Raw genomic sequence first — 14,988 nt, forward strand, 5'->3', positions numbered from 1 at the left:
TTCTAGTAGTAGAGTCAAAACAAGGGGGAAAAGGAAATGGCATACATACCGATTAATTTTCAAGAGAAACTGGCTAAATTTCAAGAGCATTGGTCTCCAAAGGTCATTGCTGAAATGAATAATTATCAATTCAAACTCGTCAAAGTTCAGGGGGATTTTGTTTGGCATAAGCATGAGGATACGGATGAGGTATTTATCGTCCTTGAGGGGCAATTAATTATTGAATTTCGAGATGGTCAGGTAAGCTTGTGTGCAGGAGAGATGTTTGTTGTTCCTCGCAATGTGGAACATAAACCCTTTGCAGCTTCGGAGTGTAAAATTCTGCTTGTAGAGCCGACGGGTGTCGTGAATACAGGTGAGGAGCAATCAGAGCTTACAGCTGAAAACGATGTGTGGATTTAACCTCCATAGAAAAAGCCCTTCCAACAAAACGTTAGAAGGGTTTTTACATTGACTAATTATTGCTTTGCTAATAATTGTACTTGTGCTAAGCGATCCACTGCTTCTTGCAGAAGTTCCTTTGGTTGGACTAATGCTAAACGTAAATAGCCTTGTCCAGCTGTACCAAATACGGTTCCTGGAACTGTGACAACACCTACTTGTTCAATCAATTGAAAGGCTAATTCTGTACAATCCATATTATAGGGATATTTAGCCCATACGAACATCCCACCATCAGAGGGTGCTGCTTCCCAGCCTAAAGCTTGTAAGCCATTCATCAGCGTTTTATGGCGCTCTGAGAAAGTGGCACGTAAGCTTTCCGTAATATCCTCAGCGTTATCCAATGCTACGACAGCCGCATCCTGAATTGGCTCGAAAATACCGAAATCTAAATTTGATTTTAATTGCTTAATAACCGCGATCATTTCTGCATTTCCTGCGATATAGGCAATACGTGTACCAGCAAGGCTAAAGCTTTTAGAGAGGGAGTTAATTTCCATACCGACTTCTTTTGCTCCAGGAGCAGCTAGGAAGCTAATAGGACCATCTCCCGTAAAATAGAACTCTGAATAGGCTGCATCATGGAGGACGATGATCTTATACTTTTTAGCAAAGGCAATGACTTTTTCAAAGTACGCTAATGACGGCATTGCTGGTACAGGATTTCCTGGTAAGTTTAAAATCAATAGCTTTGCTTTCTGTGCAATTTCTTCTGGTACAGCGTCTAAATCAGGTAAATAATCGTTGTCGGCTGTTTGAGGCATGTAATAAGGTGTTGCGCCAGCTAAGTGAATCCCTGCGTCATACGCTACATAAGCTGGGTTTGTGGATAAGACGATGTCTCCTGGATCACAAAAGGCGATTGGCAAATGGACTAAGCCTTCTTGCGACCCCATTGTTTGAATAATTTCTGTTGCGGGATCTAAATCAACATTACTACGACGCTTATAGTAGCGACTTACTGCGTCATAAAAACGCTGTGTGCCAGTCAGTGTATAGCCATAAGATTCAGCTAAACCTGCACGATAGGAAAGATGCTCACGTATTTTGGCATGTGGAGGAAGATCAGGGCTGCCTAAGCTTAAGTCAATTAAAGTCATGCCCTTTGCTTGCTGCTCGCGAGCAAAATTTTTCAAATCTCCGAAAATTGCTGGTGTAAATGATGACATTTTTTTAGATGGTACGATTTTCAAAACTAGTACACTCCTTGTAGTTGTATAACAGAATAGTAGTTCACATTTTATCATACTGAAGCGCAGAAAGGGACAGATATTCTGAAAAAAGAAAATATTTATATAATGAAGAGGATGTGTGCATAGTCTAGCGAAAAAAGAATTTCTACCATTGGGAGAAGCTACTATAAATTCCTTCAAAGAGGAAAGTGTATTATACTGAGTATAAAGCTTTTCAGGTGGGGTGAGTCTTATGAGAACAGAGCAAGAAATGTATGATTTAATCCTAGCCACTGCACAACAGGACACTAGAATTCGTGCTGTTTACCTAAATGGCTCAAGAGCAAATCCGAATGGTCCAAGGGATATGTTTCAGGATTTTGATGTTGTGTATGTCGTAACAGACATAGCCTCTTTTTTACAAGATGACAAATGGATTCACGTATTTGGTGAGCGGCTGATGGTGCAGGAGCCTGATCTACTGGATAAGGGGCTTGGCTTGGACAAAGACTTTTCTTATAGCTATACATATTTAATGTTATTAAAGGATGGACATCGCATTGACCTTCGCCTATTATCGACACAAGCTATGCTGGATGAATATGGACAAGACAAGCTGACAGTCCCTTTACTCGATAAGGATCAGCTTTTGCCACCTATCTCTCCATCTTCAGATTGTGACGATCATATTAGCCCGCCGACTGTGGGGCAATTTGCCAGCTGTACCAATGATTTTTGGTGGTGCTTACAAAATGTAGCCAAGGGCATTTGGCGAGACGAGCTCCCATATGCCAAGCAAATGTTTGAGGAAACGACAAGGCAGTCCTTACATCAAATGCTCAATTGGTGGATTGGTCAGCATCATCATTTTCAATTATCTACGGGCAAAATGGGAAAGTATTTAAAAAACTATGTGCCAGCTAATTATTGGGCATTGTACGTAAAAACCTACGCTGACGCAGACTATGCTAACATGTGGAATGCCCTGTTTGCGGCATGCACACTCTTTCGAAGCATCGCAAAGGAGGTAGCCCATCACTTCCAGTTCGCGTACCCTCACGAGGATGATGCTCGTATGTCAGCCTATTTGAAGCATGTACGTACATTACCACCAGATGCGAAAATGATTTTGTAAGGGGGAAGAGGGCATTGAAGGTTTATTCATTAAGTGGACCAAGCGGCACAGGCAAAAGTACAAGTGCGCTGGCCTTTGCCCATAAATTAGGCGTAGAGGCCATTGTTGATGATGGATTACTCATTGTGAATGGCGTCAGAGTGGCAGGTCTTTCTGCTAAATTCGAAAAGAATACAATTACTGCTGTACGACGTGCCATTTTTACAGATCCAGTTCATCGTGAGGCTGTCCAAAAGGCGCTAGCTCATCATCAGGTACAATCTATTTTACTGATAGGCACATCCACTAAAATGACGAATAGTATTGCCAAGCAGCTAGAGCTGGGTCCGATTGAACACTATTATAATGTTGAAGATGTCCGTTCATTAAAAGAAATTCAAAAAGCACGCTTTATCCGTCAAACACAGGGCAAGCATGTTATGCCGATTCCATATAGACAAGTGGAGCAAAATTTCTTTAAACGATTGGTGCAAAAGGGCATGGAGATTTTTTCTTCGAAACGAGAAAAAATCGGGGAAACGACGATTGTACGTCCTGATTTTCAGCGTGAATATATAGAAATCAGCAAACCTGTTTATGTACAGCTACTGACATACTGCTGTAGCCAACAGGCAATTGTACAAAAGGTTGAACAAGCACAATTTGTGCTAGGGGATCAGGTTCAAGCTATCCTCACTATACAGGTGAAGTTGCCGATTGATTATCCATTAGCAGCGCGTTTAATAGAATTACAACAAGCTGTGCAGCAAGATTTTTATCTACATTTTGGCTATGAATTAGATGCTATTCATGTACATGTAAAAACGGCTTTGCAAAAGAAAAAAGCATAAAAAACAGGTACTCCGCTCGCACGTTGGCGTTAAGAGTACCTGTTTTTTATTTAGGCTGGCGCGTGAACTGTGGCTGGCGTTTTTCCACAAAGGCACGACAACCCTCTGCGAAATCACTGCCTACAAATGGCGAAGAGCCTTGCCATAAGGTCGGCACACTATCGAGACATTCTTGAACAGATTGCTTCACGGCAAGTAAGGATTCAGGCGACATTCCTGCAACCAGCTTACCCATTCGAATCATGTATTTATTTAAATCTTTTTCAGCTACTAGGTAGTTAAGCATTCCCAGCTTGAAGGCTTCCTCTGCTTTAAACATTCGTCCTGTAAAGACTAAATCCTTGGTTGTGGCAGGACCAACGAGCTGGACTAAACGCTGTGCAAATTTGTTATTTAAGGTAATTCCTAATTTACCGACAGGAATGCCGAGCTTGGCCTTTTCAGAGCCAATGCGGATATCGCAGGCTAAGGCTAATTCCAAGCCAGCGCCCATCGCAGGCCCATTGATAACGCCAATCGTTGGAATCGGTAGGCGCTCAATGGTAGAAATGGTTTTTTCCATATGTACAAAGGCTTCTTCAGCTTGTTCAAGAGAAATGGCATTGAACTCTTTAATATCAGAGCCCGCTGTAAAGTTTTGGCCAGAGCCTCGTAAAATTAGTACTTTATTTTTCGGATTATCTAATACTTGTAGGGCAATCTTGGCTAATTGATCCCACATGTTTGCGGTTAATGCATTTTTTGCTTGTGGTCGATGAATCGTAATAATCGCTAGTCCAGCTGTTTCTTGATAAATAATTTTCGCATCTTCTGCTTCCAGTCGAGTCGTTTTTACTTGCATATCGGAAAGCCTCCTACATGTTAGTGTCTATCTTTATTATATAACACAATTAACCATAAACACGAAATGATACGAATTTTCACATAAAATTGCATTGTTATACAAGAATGTAGGGAATAGTAAGCAATTATTGTACGACAACAGGGGAGCGGAATTTACTATTGTAAGAAAGCAAAAATGATGAGAAACTACTTTAGGAACATATGTTTCTTCATTACGTAAAGGGCATTTGAATGGTAGAAGCGGGTTCCTGTTATAGAAATACAGATTATCCGACATTACAATATGATAAAATGAAATTGAACCTACGCACCCAAAATATAGTAAAATACAAATAACACACGCAAAGTAAACAAGGAGGGACGATATGATTACACTCAAGGAAGCATGGAATAGCTATGTATTACTGCTGCAATCATTGAAAAAAAGTCCTGCCACAAAAAAACAATACAATATGGACGGGCAGCAATTTTTAACTTTCGCCCATAAGCAAAACTACTTGTATGTAGATCATCAATTGAAAAATTTATTACAGCTTTACTGCGACTATTTAAAGGAAACTTACAGTAATAGCAATACTTTTAATCATAAAATAGCGACATTACGAGGCTTTGTAGACTTTCTTTTTTTACGAGAATGGGTGGAGCCTTTTGATTATCAGCAAATTTTACAGCCGAAAAAAAGACAAAAAGAGGCACTGCAAGCCCTGACAAACAAGCAGATCATGCAAATTGCAAACGTATGGCCCACCTATTTCCAATATGCTAAAACAAAGGAGCATGCATGGCTGGCAAGACGCAATGGCTGTATCGTTCAAGTGTTGATGGAAACTGGTTGTAAGCCTGCCGAGCTCGTTCGCATGAAATGGACTCACTTTAATGAAGAAAAAGCGACTCTTTTTATAGCCAACCGAAATGGACGTCGAGAAATAAAGTGTTCACCGATCCTTATGGACATGCTCGCACAGTATAAAAAAGAGACGACCAATTTACATGAGCAAGAGGTGGGGGAATGGGTGTGGGTAAGTGAGGCTAGCCATTCAAAATCAATTTCAACAAAGACAGTTGAGCGAATTTTCCAGGCAATTTCAAAGGATATTGGGATGAATGTCAGAGCTACAGATTTACGCTATACAGTCATGCAAAAGGCATTTCAAAGTGAAAAAACTATCGAAAATATTCAGCAAACAATGGGTTATGTAAGAAAATGGGTATTAACAGAAAGGCAAGGGCGTTTTGAATAATTTTCTAACAAAAGAATCGGAAAAGAACAAAGGTTTCAGTATTTATTATAGAATACTAAAAAATAAACTGGGGTCTTTATGAGTTCTATCAAAAGGTTTACGTTTTTTACGCCCAGGCACTTGATTAGCTTCAAGATGCCAATCCGAGTTCACCATTCTCGACAATCTGAAACGCTAATTTGATTTAGATTCAACGCATACGAAATACTTACGGCCATCAAGAAAAATTCTCTTATTAACGTACCAGACACTCGATCTCCATTTGTCGCATTCGATGGGGTTGACTGGTGATTTTTTCCTCTCTCTTACAATCTAACAAACTTCAAATTCAAACGATTCGTAAACGTCTGATTAAAGTAGCGAGTAAATTAGTAAAGTTTGTTGGACACTCGTTTCAGTTTAAATTGTCGTCTACTTCCACTTCCTTTGGGTTGTTCTGACCAGAAAGCAAAAATTACAATTTACACTAAACCGTCTTTTAAAAAAATCAAAATCGTATCAAGGGATTAAGGGGAAGTCTGCCCAAAAATCAATTTTCTCCCAATATCTTTTTCAGAACCTCACTCAGTACGCATTTCCCTCAAAATGAGAATAAAGTAAAAATATTACATTTTTATAAAAAAATTTATCTACGCTATAATTATCTATTCACAAAAAATCAAGTGTCTTTTTACAAAGTTCGTAATAAATATTACTTTCGTTATACGAAAAAAGAAAATAGCGCCAAAAAATGGCGGTGTTAATGGCGGTATTTGGCGTGATTTGCAGAATAGTGTTTAATTACCGCCGATAAATTGGCGTGAAAATTGTATTGTAATACCATTTATGTAAATGTTAATATTTTATTAACTTGATCAAGTTGAAGCAAGGTTGTTAAAATTTATTAAAAAATTTAGGACTTAGGAGAAGAAACATGAAAAAAATCATTTGTGGCGCAGCAATAGTTTTTGCTTTTTCAACTGTCGCATCTCCAACATTATTGACATTAGCACATTATGAAAATAACATAGAATTATCATCAGAATTTAATTTAGGTAAAAATTTTAAGCTGCTTTATGATAAAGAAAATAAATCAGCTTATCAAATAACAGATGAGATAGGCAATACTTATGAGTACGTTGAAGAGGTAATCAGTAAACCGGATGGTACTGATGAAATAACACAAAAAAAATTTATGGTCTTAGCAGGAAACCAAAAGGAATTATTAGATGAGAAAGTGATAAGTATTATGGAAACAGCGACAGATATAATCATTAAAGAACTTTCTAATGCTTATAGTACAGATGTAGTAATAAACAAAACAGATACACAAATTAACTTTGAATCCACTTTAGAACACCAATATTCAAATATAAATCCTGAATTAAATACATTGGCAGCATCAGAACCTACATCAGGAGGTTCTTATATCGCCGCTATTCGTTGGGAAGAATCTAAAAATAATAATACAGCATATGCTATTTTTGGTACTAAGTCTAAAACTACAACTAAGCAACAATGGCAATATAGAGATTTTAAAGCAGCAGCTAACAGCATAGTCACGGAAGAAAAAAGTATTGCTACAGCAGGTTTAGGTGGTGTCGTTGATGCAGTCTGGGCAGCAGTTAAAGGTGGAGATCTTTTGTCCTGGGAATTAATAAAAAAGGTATTTGGTAAATTAGGAAAGGCTGTACCTGCCGTTGGAACCATTATTACTGTTTATACTTATATTAGTTTATGTTTAGATGCTAAAGAAAAATATGATGCTATACCTTGATGAGAGTTGAAGCCAATTCGCTCGTATTTCACGTAAGCTAAAATACTGTCAGTTCTGTCGCCAGAAGCGTATTCATCCAGCTTCTAAGAGCGTACGAAAAACTTTGGTAATATTTTGTTTGTTTACTAGAGCCTCAAAGATTTCTGTTGTAAACTGATTCATAGGGAAGACCTCTTTTCTAGGATTGGTTGTGAACTTAACTCTACCAAGAAAAGGGCTTCCTTTTTTGTCGTCCTAATTACACAAAATATTTTATACTCTGGCAATTCACGTAATGGCTTGTATTCACGCACATTCATACAGAATACGGTGAATTAAACATCCAGATTCCATGTGTTCGCAATGAAACGTTTAAACAGCACCTAATAACGCTCGATTACAACCAAAACCGTTCCTTTCCTTCGAATCCTTCGAAAAAATCTATTGAAAAATCAAGAAGTGATAATCTATAAGAAAAGGGCTGATTGTCATTTACACAAAAATATTGACAGTTCCCCTTGAATGAGTAATTGTAAAAAATTTATAAGGAATGATCTATTTTGAATATCCTTATTAGTGTCCTAATAATTATTGTTTATATCCTGCTTATGTATTTTATTTTTGGGATTTTAATGAAATTCATGAAGCGAAGAAGTTCTGACTTCATTGTCCAAATTTTTCCTGGGTGGATTTTAATATTATTATCAAGTTGTTGTATAGTATTATTTTCCCCATTATATTTCACATATCAATTTGTTTTTAAATTTATTATGTTTACCTCCATAGGAGTTTGTTCTGTTTCATTTTTCCTATTGTTTGTTATAAAAAATATAAGCTTAGATAAATATAATACTATAATTTTAAAATTGAAAAATAATAGGAATATAAAATAAATTTTATAACAAAACGTGCAAAAAGTCGATTACCTACAGTACAGGAATCCGACTTTTTTGGCACGTTTTGTTATAAATAATTTAACGCTTTGACGTTCACTTTAACGGTTAAATGATGCTTTCCACCTGTATAAACTCCCTCAACAGGACTTATATCGGAGTAATCGCGACCAATACATAAAATAATATGGTTTTCTAATACTTCCACATTATTTGTGGGATCAAGACCGATCCAGCCAATACCTGGAATCATGACTTCTACCCAGGCATGTGTAGCGATATCTCCGATGAGGGCTGAGTTTTCATCGACATATAGATAGCCACTGACATAGCGAGCTGGTATTCCTTTCGCCCGTAAAACAGCAAGCATGACATGGGTGAAATCCTGACAAACACCCCGTTTTAATGCAAATGCCTCACTTGCTATTGTAGTTACATTGGTCGCTGTCGGGTCATACTCAAAGCTAGAATATAAATACTGCATTAAATTAAGCGAAAAGAGCACAGGATTTTCAGCATGACCGATCGCATGATAAACTTCCTCTAGCTGCTGCTCTGTCATAAATGTAAAATGTGTTGCTTTTAAATACGGTAAATAATGCTCATAGAATAGCTGTGAGTGAAAGATGGTCTGCATTTCGGGCGAATATTGAATACGATGAATAAATGGCGCACGCTGAATACTAACAATTGAAGATGTATGAATTTCTAGTATCTGATGTTGCTCTGGTATATAAAAAGAACCAACTGTATTGCCCCAAATATCCGTATGCTCACGGGTTAGGGAGGATGGCGTAATGGCAATTCGATAAGATAACAATCGCTGACGCTCATCGCTACGCGGCTTTAAACGAATAGTATTCAAGCTTTGATCGACTTCAGACTCATATTGAAAAATATTTGTATGCTGAATTTCAAATTTCATCGTGTCCGCTTCCTTCTGCTTACTGACTTGCCTGTTGAAAGGGAGCTGTGGTGAATTCCTTTCAAGGTTGTACGCTGGGTTCATATAAATGATAGATTGTCGAAAAGGCATCACTAAAAGCCATACATTGAGACAATCTTTCCTCCATCATTTTTAGGGTTTCCTCAATAGTCATTTGCCAAAAATCAATATGATCGATTGCAAGAACAAGGCTACTAATATCCGACTGAAGCGTTAAAAATCGTGAGGATAAAGAATCATGTTCAATAGCCGTTATGGCTTCTTCTATTTTCTTTACACAGAACATCACAGAACATGGGAAATGCGCATCTTGGACTAAATAGCGAATGACCGTTAGTAAATTGGTCTGTCGATGCTTCCGCATGAAAGATTCTCTTGCTGCGGAAAGATCCAATAAAAAGGTACCATCATCCTCTAATAGTGACATACCTGTTCGCTTCTGTTGTTCTACGATTATCACGATCATCCGAATGGTTTTTTCTGCTCGTTCAAGCCATTTGCCAACCTGCATAAAATAGAAGGGAAGATCGCGATCCATCGAGCCCTCAATTAGCCCTGTCTCCATCCATAAAGTCTTTCGCACATCCTGTAAAAAATCTTGAAGGGCAATGAGTGGAATAGGTCGTTCTCTTTTTAGTATGGACTGTTGCTTTGTTAAATAAAAGGAATTTTGAATTTCCCAAAGTTCCGTTGGCATACTATCACGTGTAACCCGTGCATTTTCCCGAATAGCACGTAATGTGGCATGAAGGGCATTGCCATTTTTCTCAGAAAACAGAAGATAATCAATCAAAGGGTTAACACGAATCGTTGTGTAATTTGCTAAATACTCCTCCTTAGAGGCACAAATATTTAAAACAGCCTCCCAATGATCAATATAATCATGTTCTTGCCCAGATTGCTCCAACATATTCAACAGCTGTACCTGTAATATATGTGCATTTGTTTGTGTACGTTCACTATAACGTGCCATCCAGTACAACGCGTCGGCTACTCGACTTAGCATGCTGCAATTCCTCCTTTAAAATCCACGTATCCTTTGCACCGCCCCCTTGAGAGGAATTCACCACAAGAGACCCTTCTTGTAGTGCCACTCTGGATAAACCACCAGGCAACACATAGCAATCCTCACCCTTCATGACATAGACACGTAAATCAACATGGCAAGGATAAAATCGCCCATTCTGGAAGGCAGGTGCTCTGGACAATTTAATTGTGGGTTGTGCAATGTATTGATAGGGCTGTTCAACAATTTTTTGCTTAAATAAAGCAATCTCTTCCTTACTCGCATGTGGACCAATTAACATGTCATAGCCACCAGAGGCTCCTACGTTTTTAATAACGAGCTCGTGTATATGCTCTAGCACCCATTCACGCTGACTGTCATCTCCTAGATGATAGGTTTTCACATTCGGTAGAATAGGCTCTTCCTGTAAATAATAGCGAATCATCTCAGGCACATAGGCATACATTGCTTTATCATCTGCCACTCCATTCCCAACGGCATTCAAGATGGATACATGACCTGCTTGATAAGCAGCCATTAAATGTGGAACACCTAATAAAGAATCCTCACGAAAGACAGTAGGATCTAGAAAGTCATCATCAATCCGCCGATAAATAATATCGATTTGCTGTAGGCCATAAATGGTTTTCATATAGACCTTCAAATCATGTACTACTAAATCACGGCCCTCGACGAGCTGGATGTTTAAATGCTGGGCTAAAAAAACATGATCGTAATACGCAGAATTGTACATGCCTGCTGTCAGGAGTACAGCTTTAGGCTCTCTTTCTGCTTGCATGGAAGGTGGGCGATGGGCAAGAAGTGCTTTTTTCATATAAGCCATTTGTTTATCAAGAGGTCGAATCGTATGCTTGGAGAAAAATTCTGGGTATACTTCCTTCATCACATCCCGATTTTCAAAGACATAGGAAATGCCAGAAGGATTGCGTAAATTATCTTCGAGTACATGATAATCACCTTTTTCATCCCGAATTAAATCAATCCCTGCTAAAAATATATGATTCGCAATTGGTACTTGAAGTCCTCTCATGATTGGTTTGAAATATGGATTATTTTCAACAAGCTGTCTCGGAATAAGACCGTCCTGAATGATCTTTTGCTGTCCATAAACATCCTGTAAAAATTTGTTGAGTGCCTCCACACGCTGTTTGACACCTGCTTCAATCATGGCCCATTTGGTTTGAGGAATAATAATTGGGATACAATCAAAAGGCATAGTACGTTCTGTTCCATCTTGTGCACCATATACCGTAAATGTAATCCCTTGTCTGAGAAAGCTTGCTTGCGCTTGACGGTATTTTTCTTCAAGTTGCTCCCGCGAAAAAAAGGTTAGCTTATGATGAAAAGATCGATAATGAGGCTTTGGCTTATTGCCATCAAACATTTCATCGAAAAACAGACTAGAATCATATAAATTCATCATATGGATCGCCTCCGAATTCAAGTAGTAGTGAAAACATGTTACACTGTGAATAAATACATAAAAGGAGCTAACAACCATGGCCATCATTAATTTAATGCAAGCATATGAATTAGATAAACTATCCAAATTACATTTATCAGACGAGGAAATTTTACGAGCTTTGCGTTCGGGGGATGTATCAGCTTGGCAAGAACAAGTGCCAAACTATGAATTTAGCGAGACAATGGCTCTATATCAGGAAGGGGAACAAAAGTTCTTAGATGCATACAATGGCCATTATCGAATCAAGTATGTAACATTACCAGGCATCCAACGTTTATTGCAGCTACGCTTTCAATTAGAAGAAGGGAAGGATTACCAACTAGTAGAAACAGGTATCCAGCATTTAACGTGTGATGAGGAAACAGTCACAAGACTTCAGCAAATGTTATCGACAAACTGGTCACTAACAAAACAAGAGGATGGGAATTATTCAGTTTTTGTAAAATAATCCCATGTGTGTTGTGAGACGAATTGACATGGGCAGTTACCCATCTATTGTTTTTTCGAAGCGTCTCACAAAGCAAATAAAGTCTACTAGATTTTAATATTCATTTACCGTGAACTTTATGCCTAAAATCCTATAACTGTCACAAAATAGTTGTAACAAAAACCCTCTTTTTAAAAAGGGGTTTTTTTATTAACTTCAAACAGAACATTTGTTCTAATATGCGAAAAAGGGCATTTTTTTTCAATAAAGTTCCCAAATTTATATTTGGGAACGTTTTTTCATGGTAAAATAGAGCAAATAGAGGTGATGAGTATGCAAAAAACAAAACAACCAAAATTTATGAAGGATTTTCTTGTCTATTTAACAACCATCAAAGGAAAGTCTCAGCGCACAAGAAAAGAATATGAATATGACCTGACCTTATTTTTCCGCTTCTACAAAGCTGTCCAGGAGGATTTGGATATAGAGAATTTAGCTACCATTGATATTGGCACTATTACAATAGAAGAAATACGCGAAATGACATTAGAGGATCTTTATTTATTCATGGAATATTGCGAAGTACAGCGAGGTAATTCTGCTGCTGCCCGAGCACGAAAAGTGGCCACATTAAAATCCTTTTTTAACTATTTAAAAGGCAAACGTCGACTTATCGAGGAAAATCCTGCAGATGAATTAGAGACACCCAAGATAGGCAGAAAACGACCCATTTATATGAACCTACAAGAAGCTACACAATTTATAGATGGGATTAAAAGCAATCAGGCATCCCCGAGAAATTATTGCATGATGATGTTTTTTTTAAATTTAGGAATACGTGTCACCGAGCTATGTCAGCTTAATAAGACATCCATTCAAGGACGTTATTTAACCATAATTGGGAAGGGGAACAAAGAGCGCACCGTCTATTTAAATGATAGCTGTATGCAGGCACTTGCAGACTATGAAAACAGTGGGAAGACACCCTATAAAGGAGAAGGTGAGGAGCCACTTTTTGTGTCACAAAAGGGAACACGCTTCACAAGACAAACCGTTGCCAAAATTGTTAAACGTATTAATCAGCAGTCAGGTCTTCAAAAAGAACGACTTACACCACACAAGCTACGCCATACATCCGCAACGATGATGTATAAAGCAGGGGCAGATATCCGTAGTTTGCAGCACATTTTAGGGCATTCTAGCGTTGCAACCACGCAAATTTATACACATATTGAAGATGAGCAGCTACAGCATGTGTTAGAGAATAATCCATTTAATATTGTTCGGGAAAGATGATTTTCTCCCCTCCATATCGAATATATAGTAGAAGACCTAATGAAAGGGGAGCCAAGGATGTCAAACGTCAAAGAACATCTCGATACCACAAGAACACAACTGCTTCAGGAAATTCACTTATTGGACGATACAACCTTTAATAAAAAACCAGATGCACAAAGCTGGAGTGTGGCACAAATCTGTCATCATCTCGTATTAGTAGAGGAAGCAACAAAGAAAGCCATTACATGGGGATTAAAGGCAGAGGAACAGTCAACACCCGCTCGAAAAAATGTTCAGCTCATCTTAGATCGAACAAGAAAGTTCCAAGCACCACCTATTGTAGAGCCAGCAGAAGAGCCTTTCACTGTTCAAGCGATGCTGGATTTACTAGCTACAACAAGAAAGAACCTCCTCGCCTTTTTGCAAACAATCGAGGAACCTGAAGCATTAGCTAAGCGCGCTGTGAAGCACCCAGCCTTAGGAGAATTACCACTCGACCAATGGATTGAAATGGTCTATATGCACGAGCAACGTCATATCAAGCAATTACAAGAAATCATTAGAGAGTAACATGCATGAAAGGAATTTGGCTACAGGAGAGGAGCTAAATTCCTTTTATTGTTATTCAATTTTTCTGTTATAATCACTTGACGTGCTACATAATCTGTTATATATTAAATAAAAATAATAACAACTGTTATAAAACAGTTTTCGTTAGAGGAGGAAATTTAAATGTCAAAGTATCGTGATGGTTATGAATTTTATTGTGAAATGTGTGAGCGCTATGGATTGGAGCCAATTTCTTTCCGTTACTATGTATTACAATTATCACAGCAACAACTTTCGGCTTACAATATGCAAGCAAAACAATTAGGAATTTAAAAGGAGTGATTATGACGGAAGCCGCCGTGAATATTTTATGAAAAGCCCAGCCATACTAAATAAAATGGTCTGGGCTTTCGTGATTTCAGCAAGAAATTTCAGATAATTCATTGACAAGCACAGTAGTCTGTTATATATTTTTAAAAAAATAATATTTCTGTTATATAACAAAAAACTAGACGTAAAATAGGGAATGTGAAAGGAAGTTATGAGGATGACAGATTATCGAGAAGGTTATGAATTTTATCGTCAAGTATGTGAGGAGCATGGGCTAGAACCTGTTAATTTTCACTATTACATTTCAAGTTTGTCCCAAGAGCAATTAGATGCCTACAACATGCAGGCGAAATCAATAGGGGGTTCAATAGAATATGAGGTCTCTTGACATATAAAATGCCTTACTTCCTATGTGGGACAGTAAGGCATTTTACTTTAACAAAAATTTTACAAGACATTCAAACATATTATATAAAACTTTTATATTTTGTATTAAAAAGATAAATAGCCTAAATAAACTATTTAATATAGTTCAAAAGTAGTGAATAACTATATATTTAGACAATTACAAGGAGGTTATATCCACTAATTTTTGTCTATTTTATTAAAAACTATCAAATGTAGCTTTGAATGTTTTTGAGATTTGGGTTGAATTAACTGCTTTTCTAAGACTATA

The 14,988-nt window shown here is 37.8% G+C and carries 15 protein-coding genes and 3 pseudogenes; 12 read left to right on the top strand and 6 right to left on the bottom strand.

Annotation, left to right across the window (positions count from 1 at the left end; genetic code table 11):
- Positions 1 to 36 precede the first annotated feature (36 nt).
- The gene (locus tag LCP48_RS11805) at positions 37 to 402 is read left to right on the top strand and encodes a cupin domain-containing protein (protein ID WP_004230043.1); all 366 of its coding nucleotides are present in this window, start codon (positions 37 to 39) and stop codon (positions 400 to 402) included.
- 56 nt (positions 403 to 458) lie between these two features.
- On the opposite strand, the gene LCP48_RS11810 is transcribed toward LCP48_RS11805, so the two are convergent.
- Positions 459 to 1,634: an aminotransferase class I/II-fold pyridoxal phosphate-dependent enzyme gene (locus LCP48_RS11810; RefSeq protein ID WP_004230041.1), complete on the bottom strand. Its 1,176-nt coding sequence runs from the start codon at positions 1,632 to 1,634 to the stop codon at positions 459 to 461.
- Positions 1,635 to 1,866: 232 nt separating this feature from the next.
- Between LCP48_RS11810 and LCP48_RS11815 the strand changes: the two genes are divergently transcribed.
- Together LCP48_RS11815 and LCP48_RS11820 are read left to right on the top strand one after the other, a co-directional pair.
- On the top strand, positions 1,867 to 2,748 hold the full coding sequence (locus LCP48_RS11815) for an aminoglycoside 6-adenylyltransferase (RefSeq protein ID WP_004230039.1): 882 nt from the start codon (positions 1,867 to 1,869) through the stop codon (positions 2,746 to 2,748).
- Positions 2,749 to 2,762: 14 nt separating this feature from the next.
- A complete protein-coding gene (locus tag LCP48_RS11820; protein ID WP_004230037.1) occupies positions 2,763 to 3,578 on the top strand; it encodes an ATP-binding protein in 816 nt (271 codons plus the stop codon).
- Positions 3,579 to 3,624: 46 nt separating this feature from the next.
- Here the strand turns inward: LCP48_RS11820 and LCP48_RS11825 are convergent, their stop codons facing one another.
- Entirely contained in the window at positions 3,625 to 4,419 is a 795-nt protein-coding gene (locus tag LCP48_RS11825; RefSeq protein ID WP_004230036.1) for an enoyl-CoA hydratase/isomerase family protein, read from the bottom strand.
- A gap of 367 nt (positions 4,420 to 4,786) precedes the next feature.
- Here LCP48_RS11825 and LCP48_RS11830 point away from each other — a divergent pair, with 367 nt between their 5' ends.
- The 3 genes and pseudogenes from LCP48_RS11830 to LCP48_RS11835 all read left to right on the top strand — a co-directional run bounded on the left by LCP48_RS11830 (position 4,787) and on the right by LCP48_RS11835 (position 7,418).
- Complete coding sequence (locus tag LCP48_RS11830; RefSeq protein WP_225340209.1) at positions 4,787 to 5,662, top strand: tyrosine-type recombinase/integrase; 876 nt, start codon at positions 4,787 to 4,789, stop codon at positions 5,660 to 5,662.
- A gap of 320 nt (positions 5,663 to 5,982) precedes the next feature.
- Positions 5,983 to 6,122: pseudogene (locus LCP48_RS23500) on the top strand (IS1380 family transposase); the annotation flags it as partial.
- 453 nt (positions 6,123 to 6,575) lie between these two features.
- Positions 6,576 to 7,418, top strand: a complete 843-nt coding sequence (locus LCP48_RS11835) for a hypothetical protein (protein WP_004230034.1) — start codon at positions 6,576 to 6,578, stop codon at positions 7,416 to 7,418.
- 2 nt (positions 7,419 to 7,420) lie between these two features.
- Here the strand turns inward: LCP48_RS11835 and LCP48_RS11840 are convergent.
- Positions 7,421 to 7,580 (bottom strand): annotated as a pseudogene (locus LCP48_RS11840) (IS256 family transposase); the annotation flags it as partial.
- Positions 7,581 to 7,676: 96 nt separating this feature from the next.
- On the opposite strand from LCP48_RS11840, the pseudogene LCP48_RS11845 reads away from it, so the two are divergent.
- A pseudogene (locus LCP48_RS11845) lies at positions 7,677 to 7,786 on the top strand (transposase); the annotation flags it as partial.
- A 574-nt stretch (positions 7,787 to 8,360) separates the two neighbouring features.
- Here LCP48_RS11845 and LCP48_RS11850 read toward each other — a convergent pair.
- The 3 genes from LCP48_RS11850 to LCP48_RS11860 all read right to left on the bottom strand — a co-directional run bounded on the left by LCP48_RS11850 (position 8,361) and on the right by LCP48_RS11860 (position 11,686).
- Complete coding sequence (locus tag LCP48_RS11850; protein WP_216485466.1) at positions 8,361 to 9,215, bottom strand: transglutaminase family protein; 855 nt, start codon at positions 9,213 to 9,215, stop codon at positions 8,361 to 8,363.
- A gap of 61 nt (positions 9,216 to 9,276) precedes the next feature.
- Positions 9,277 to 10,242, bottom strand: a complete 966-nt coding sequence (locus LCP48_RS11855; protein ID WP_009371340.1) for an alpha-E domain-containing protein — start codon at positions 10,240 to 10,242, stop codon at positions 9,277 to 9,279.
- Positions 10,196 to 11,686 (bottom strand): circularly permuted type 2 ATP-grasp protein, encoded by a 1,491-nt coding sequence (locus LCP48_RS11860; RefSeq protein ID WP_004230029.1) that lies wholly within the window; start codon positions 11,684 to 11,686, stop codon positions 10,196 to 10,198. Before LCP48_RS11860 ends, LCP48_RS11855 begins: the two co-directional genes overlap by 47 nt.
- A 76-nt stretch (positions 11,687 to 11,762) precedes the next feature.
- Between LCP48_RS11860 and LCP48_RS11865 the strand changes: the two genes are divergently transcribed.
- The 5 genes from LCP48_RS11865 (at position 11,763) to LCP48_RS11885 (ending at position 14,700) form a co-directional block, all read left to right on the top strand.
- On the top strand, positions 11,763 to 12,176 hold the full coding sequence (locus tag LCP48_RS11865; protein WP_004230028.1) for a hypothetical protein: 414 nt from the start codon (positions 11,763 to 11,765) through the stop codon (positions 12,174 to 12,176).
- Between the two features lie 312 nt (positions 12,177 to 12,488).
- Positions 12,489 to 13,451 (top strand): tyrosine recombinase XerC, encoded by a 963-nt coding sequence (locus LCP48_RS11870; protein WP_225340210.1) that lies wholly within the window; start codon positions 12,489 to 12,491, stop codon positions 13,449 to 13,451.
- A 57-nt stretch (positions 13,452 to 13,508) separates the two neighbouring features.
- Entirely contained in the window at positions 13,509 to 14,003 is a 495-nt protein-coding gene (locus tag LCP48_RS11875; RefSeq protein WP_004230026.1) for a DinB family protein, read from the top strand.
- Positions 14,004 to 14,165: 162 nt separating this feature from the next.
- Positions 14,166 to 14,315 carry a hypothetical protein gene (locus LCP48_RS11880; protein WP_004230023.1) on the top strand — a complete coding sequence of 50 codons (150 nt, stop codon included), beginning with the start codon at positions 14,166 to 14,168 and terminating at the stop codon, positions 14,313 to 14,315.
- A gap of 214 nt (positions 14,316 to 14,529) precedes the next feature.
- Positions 14,530 to 14,700 (top strand): hypothetical protein, encoded by a 171-nt coding sequence (locus tag LCP48_RS11885; RefSeq protein WP_004230019.1) that lies wholly within the window; start codon positions 14,530 to 14,532, stop codon positions 14,698 to 14,700.
- Positions 14,701 to 14,988: the final 288 nt, after the last annotated feature.

Source organism: Lysinibacillus capsici (assembly GCF_020217405.1).
Lineage (GTDB): Bacteria > Bacillota > Bacilli > Bacillales_A > Planococcaceae > Lysinibacillus > Lysinibacillus capsici.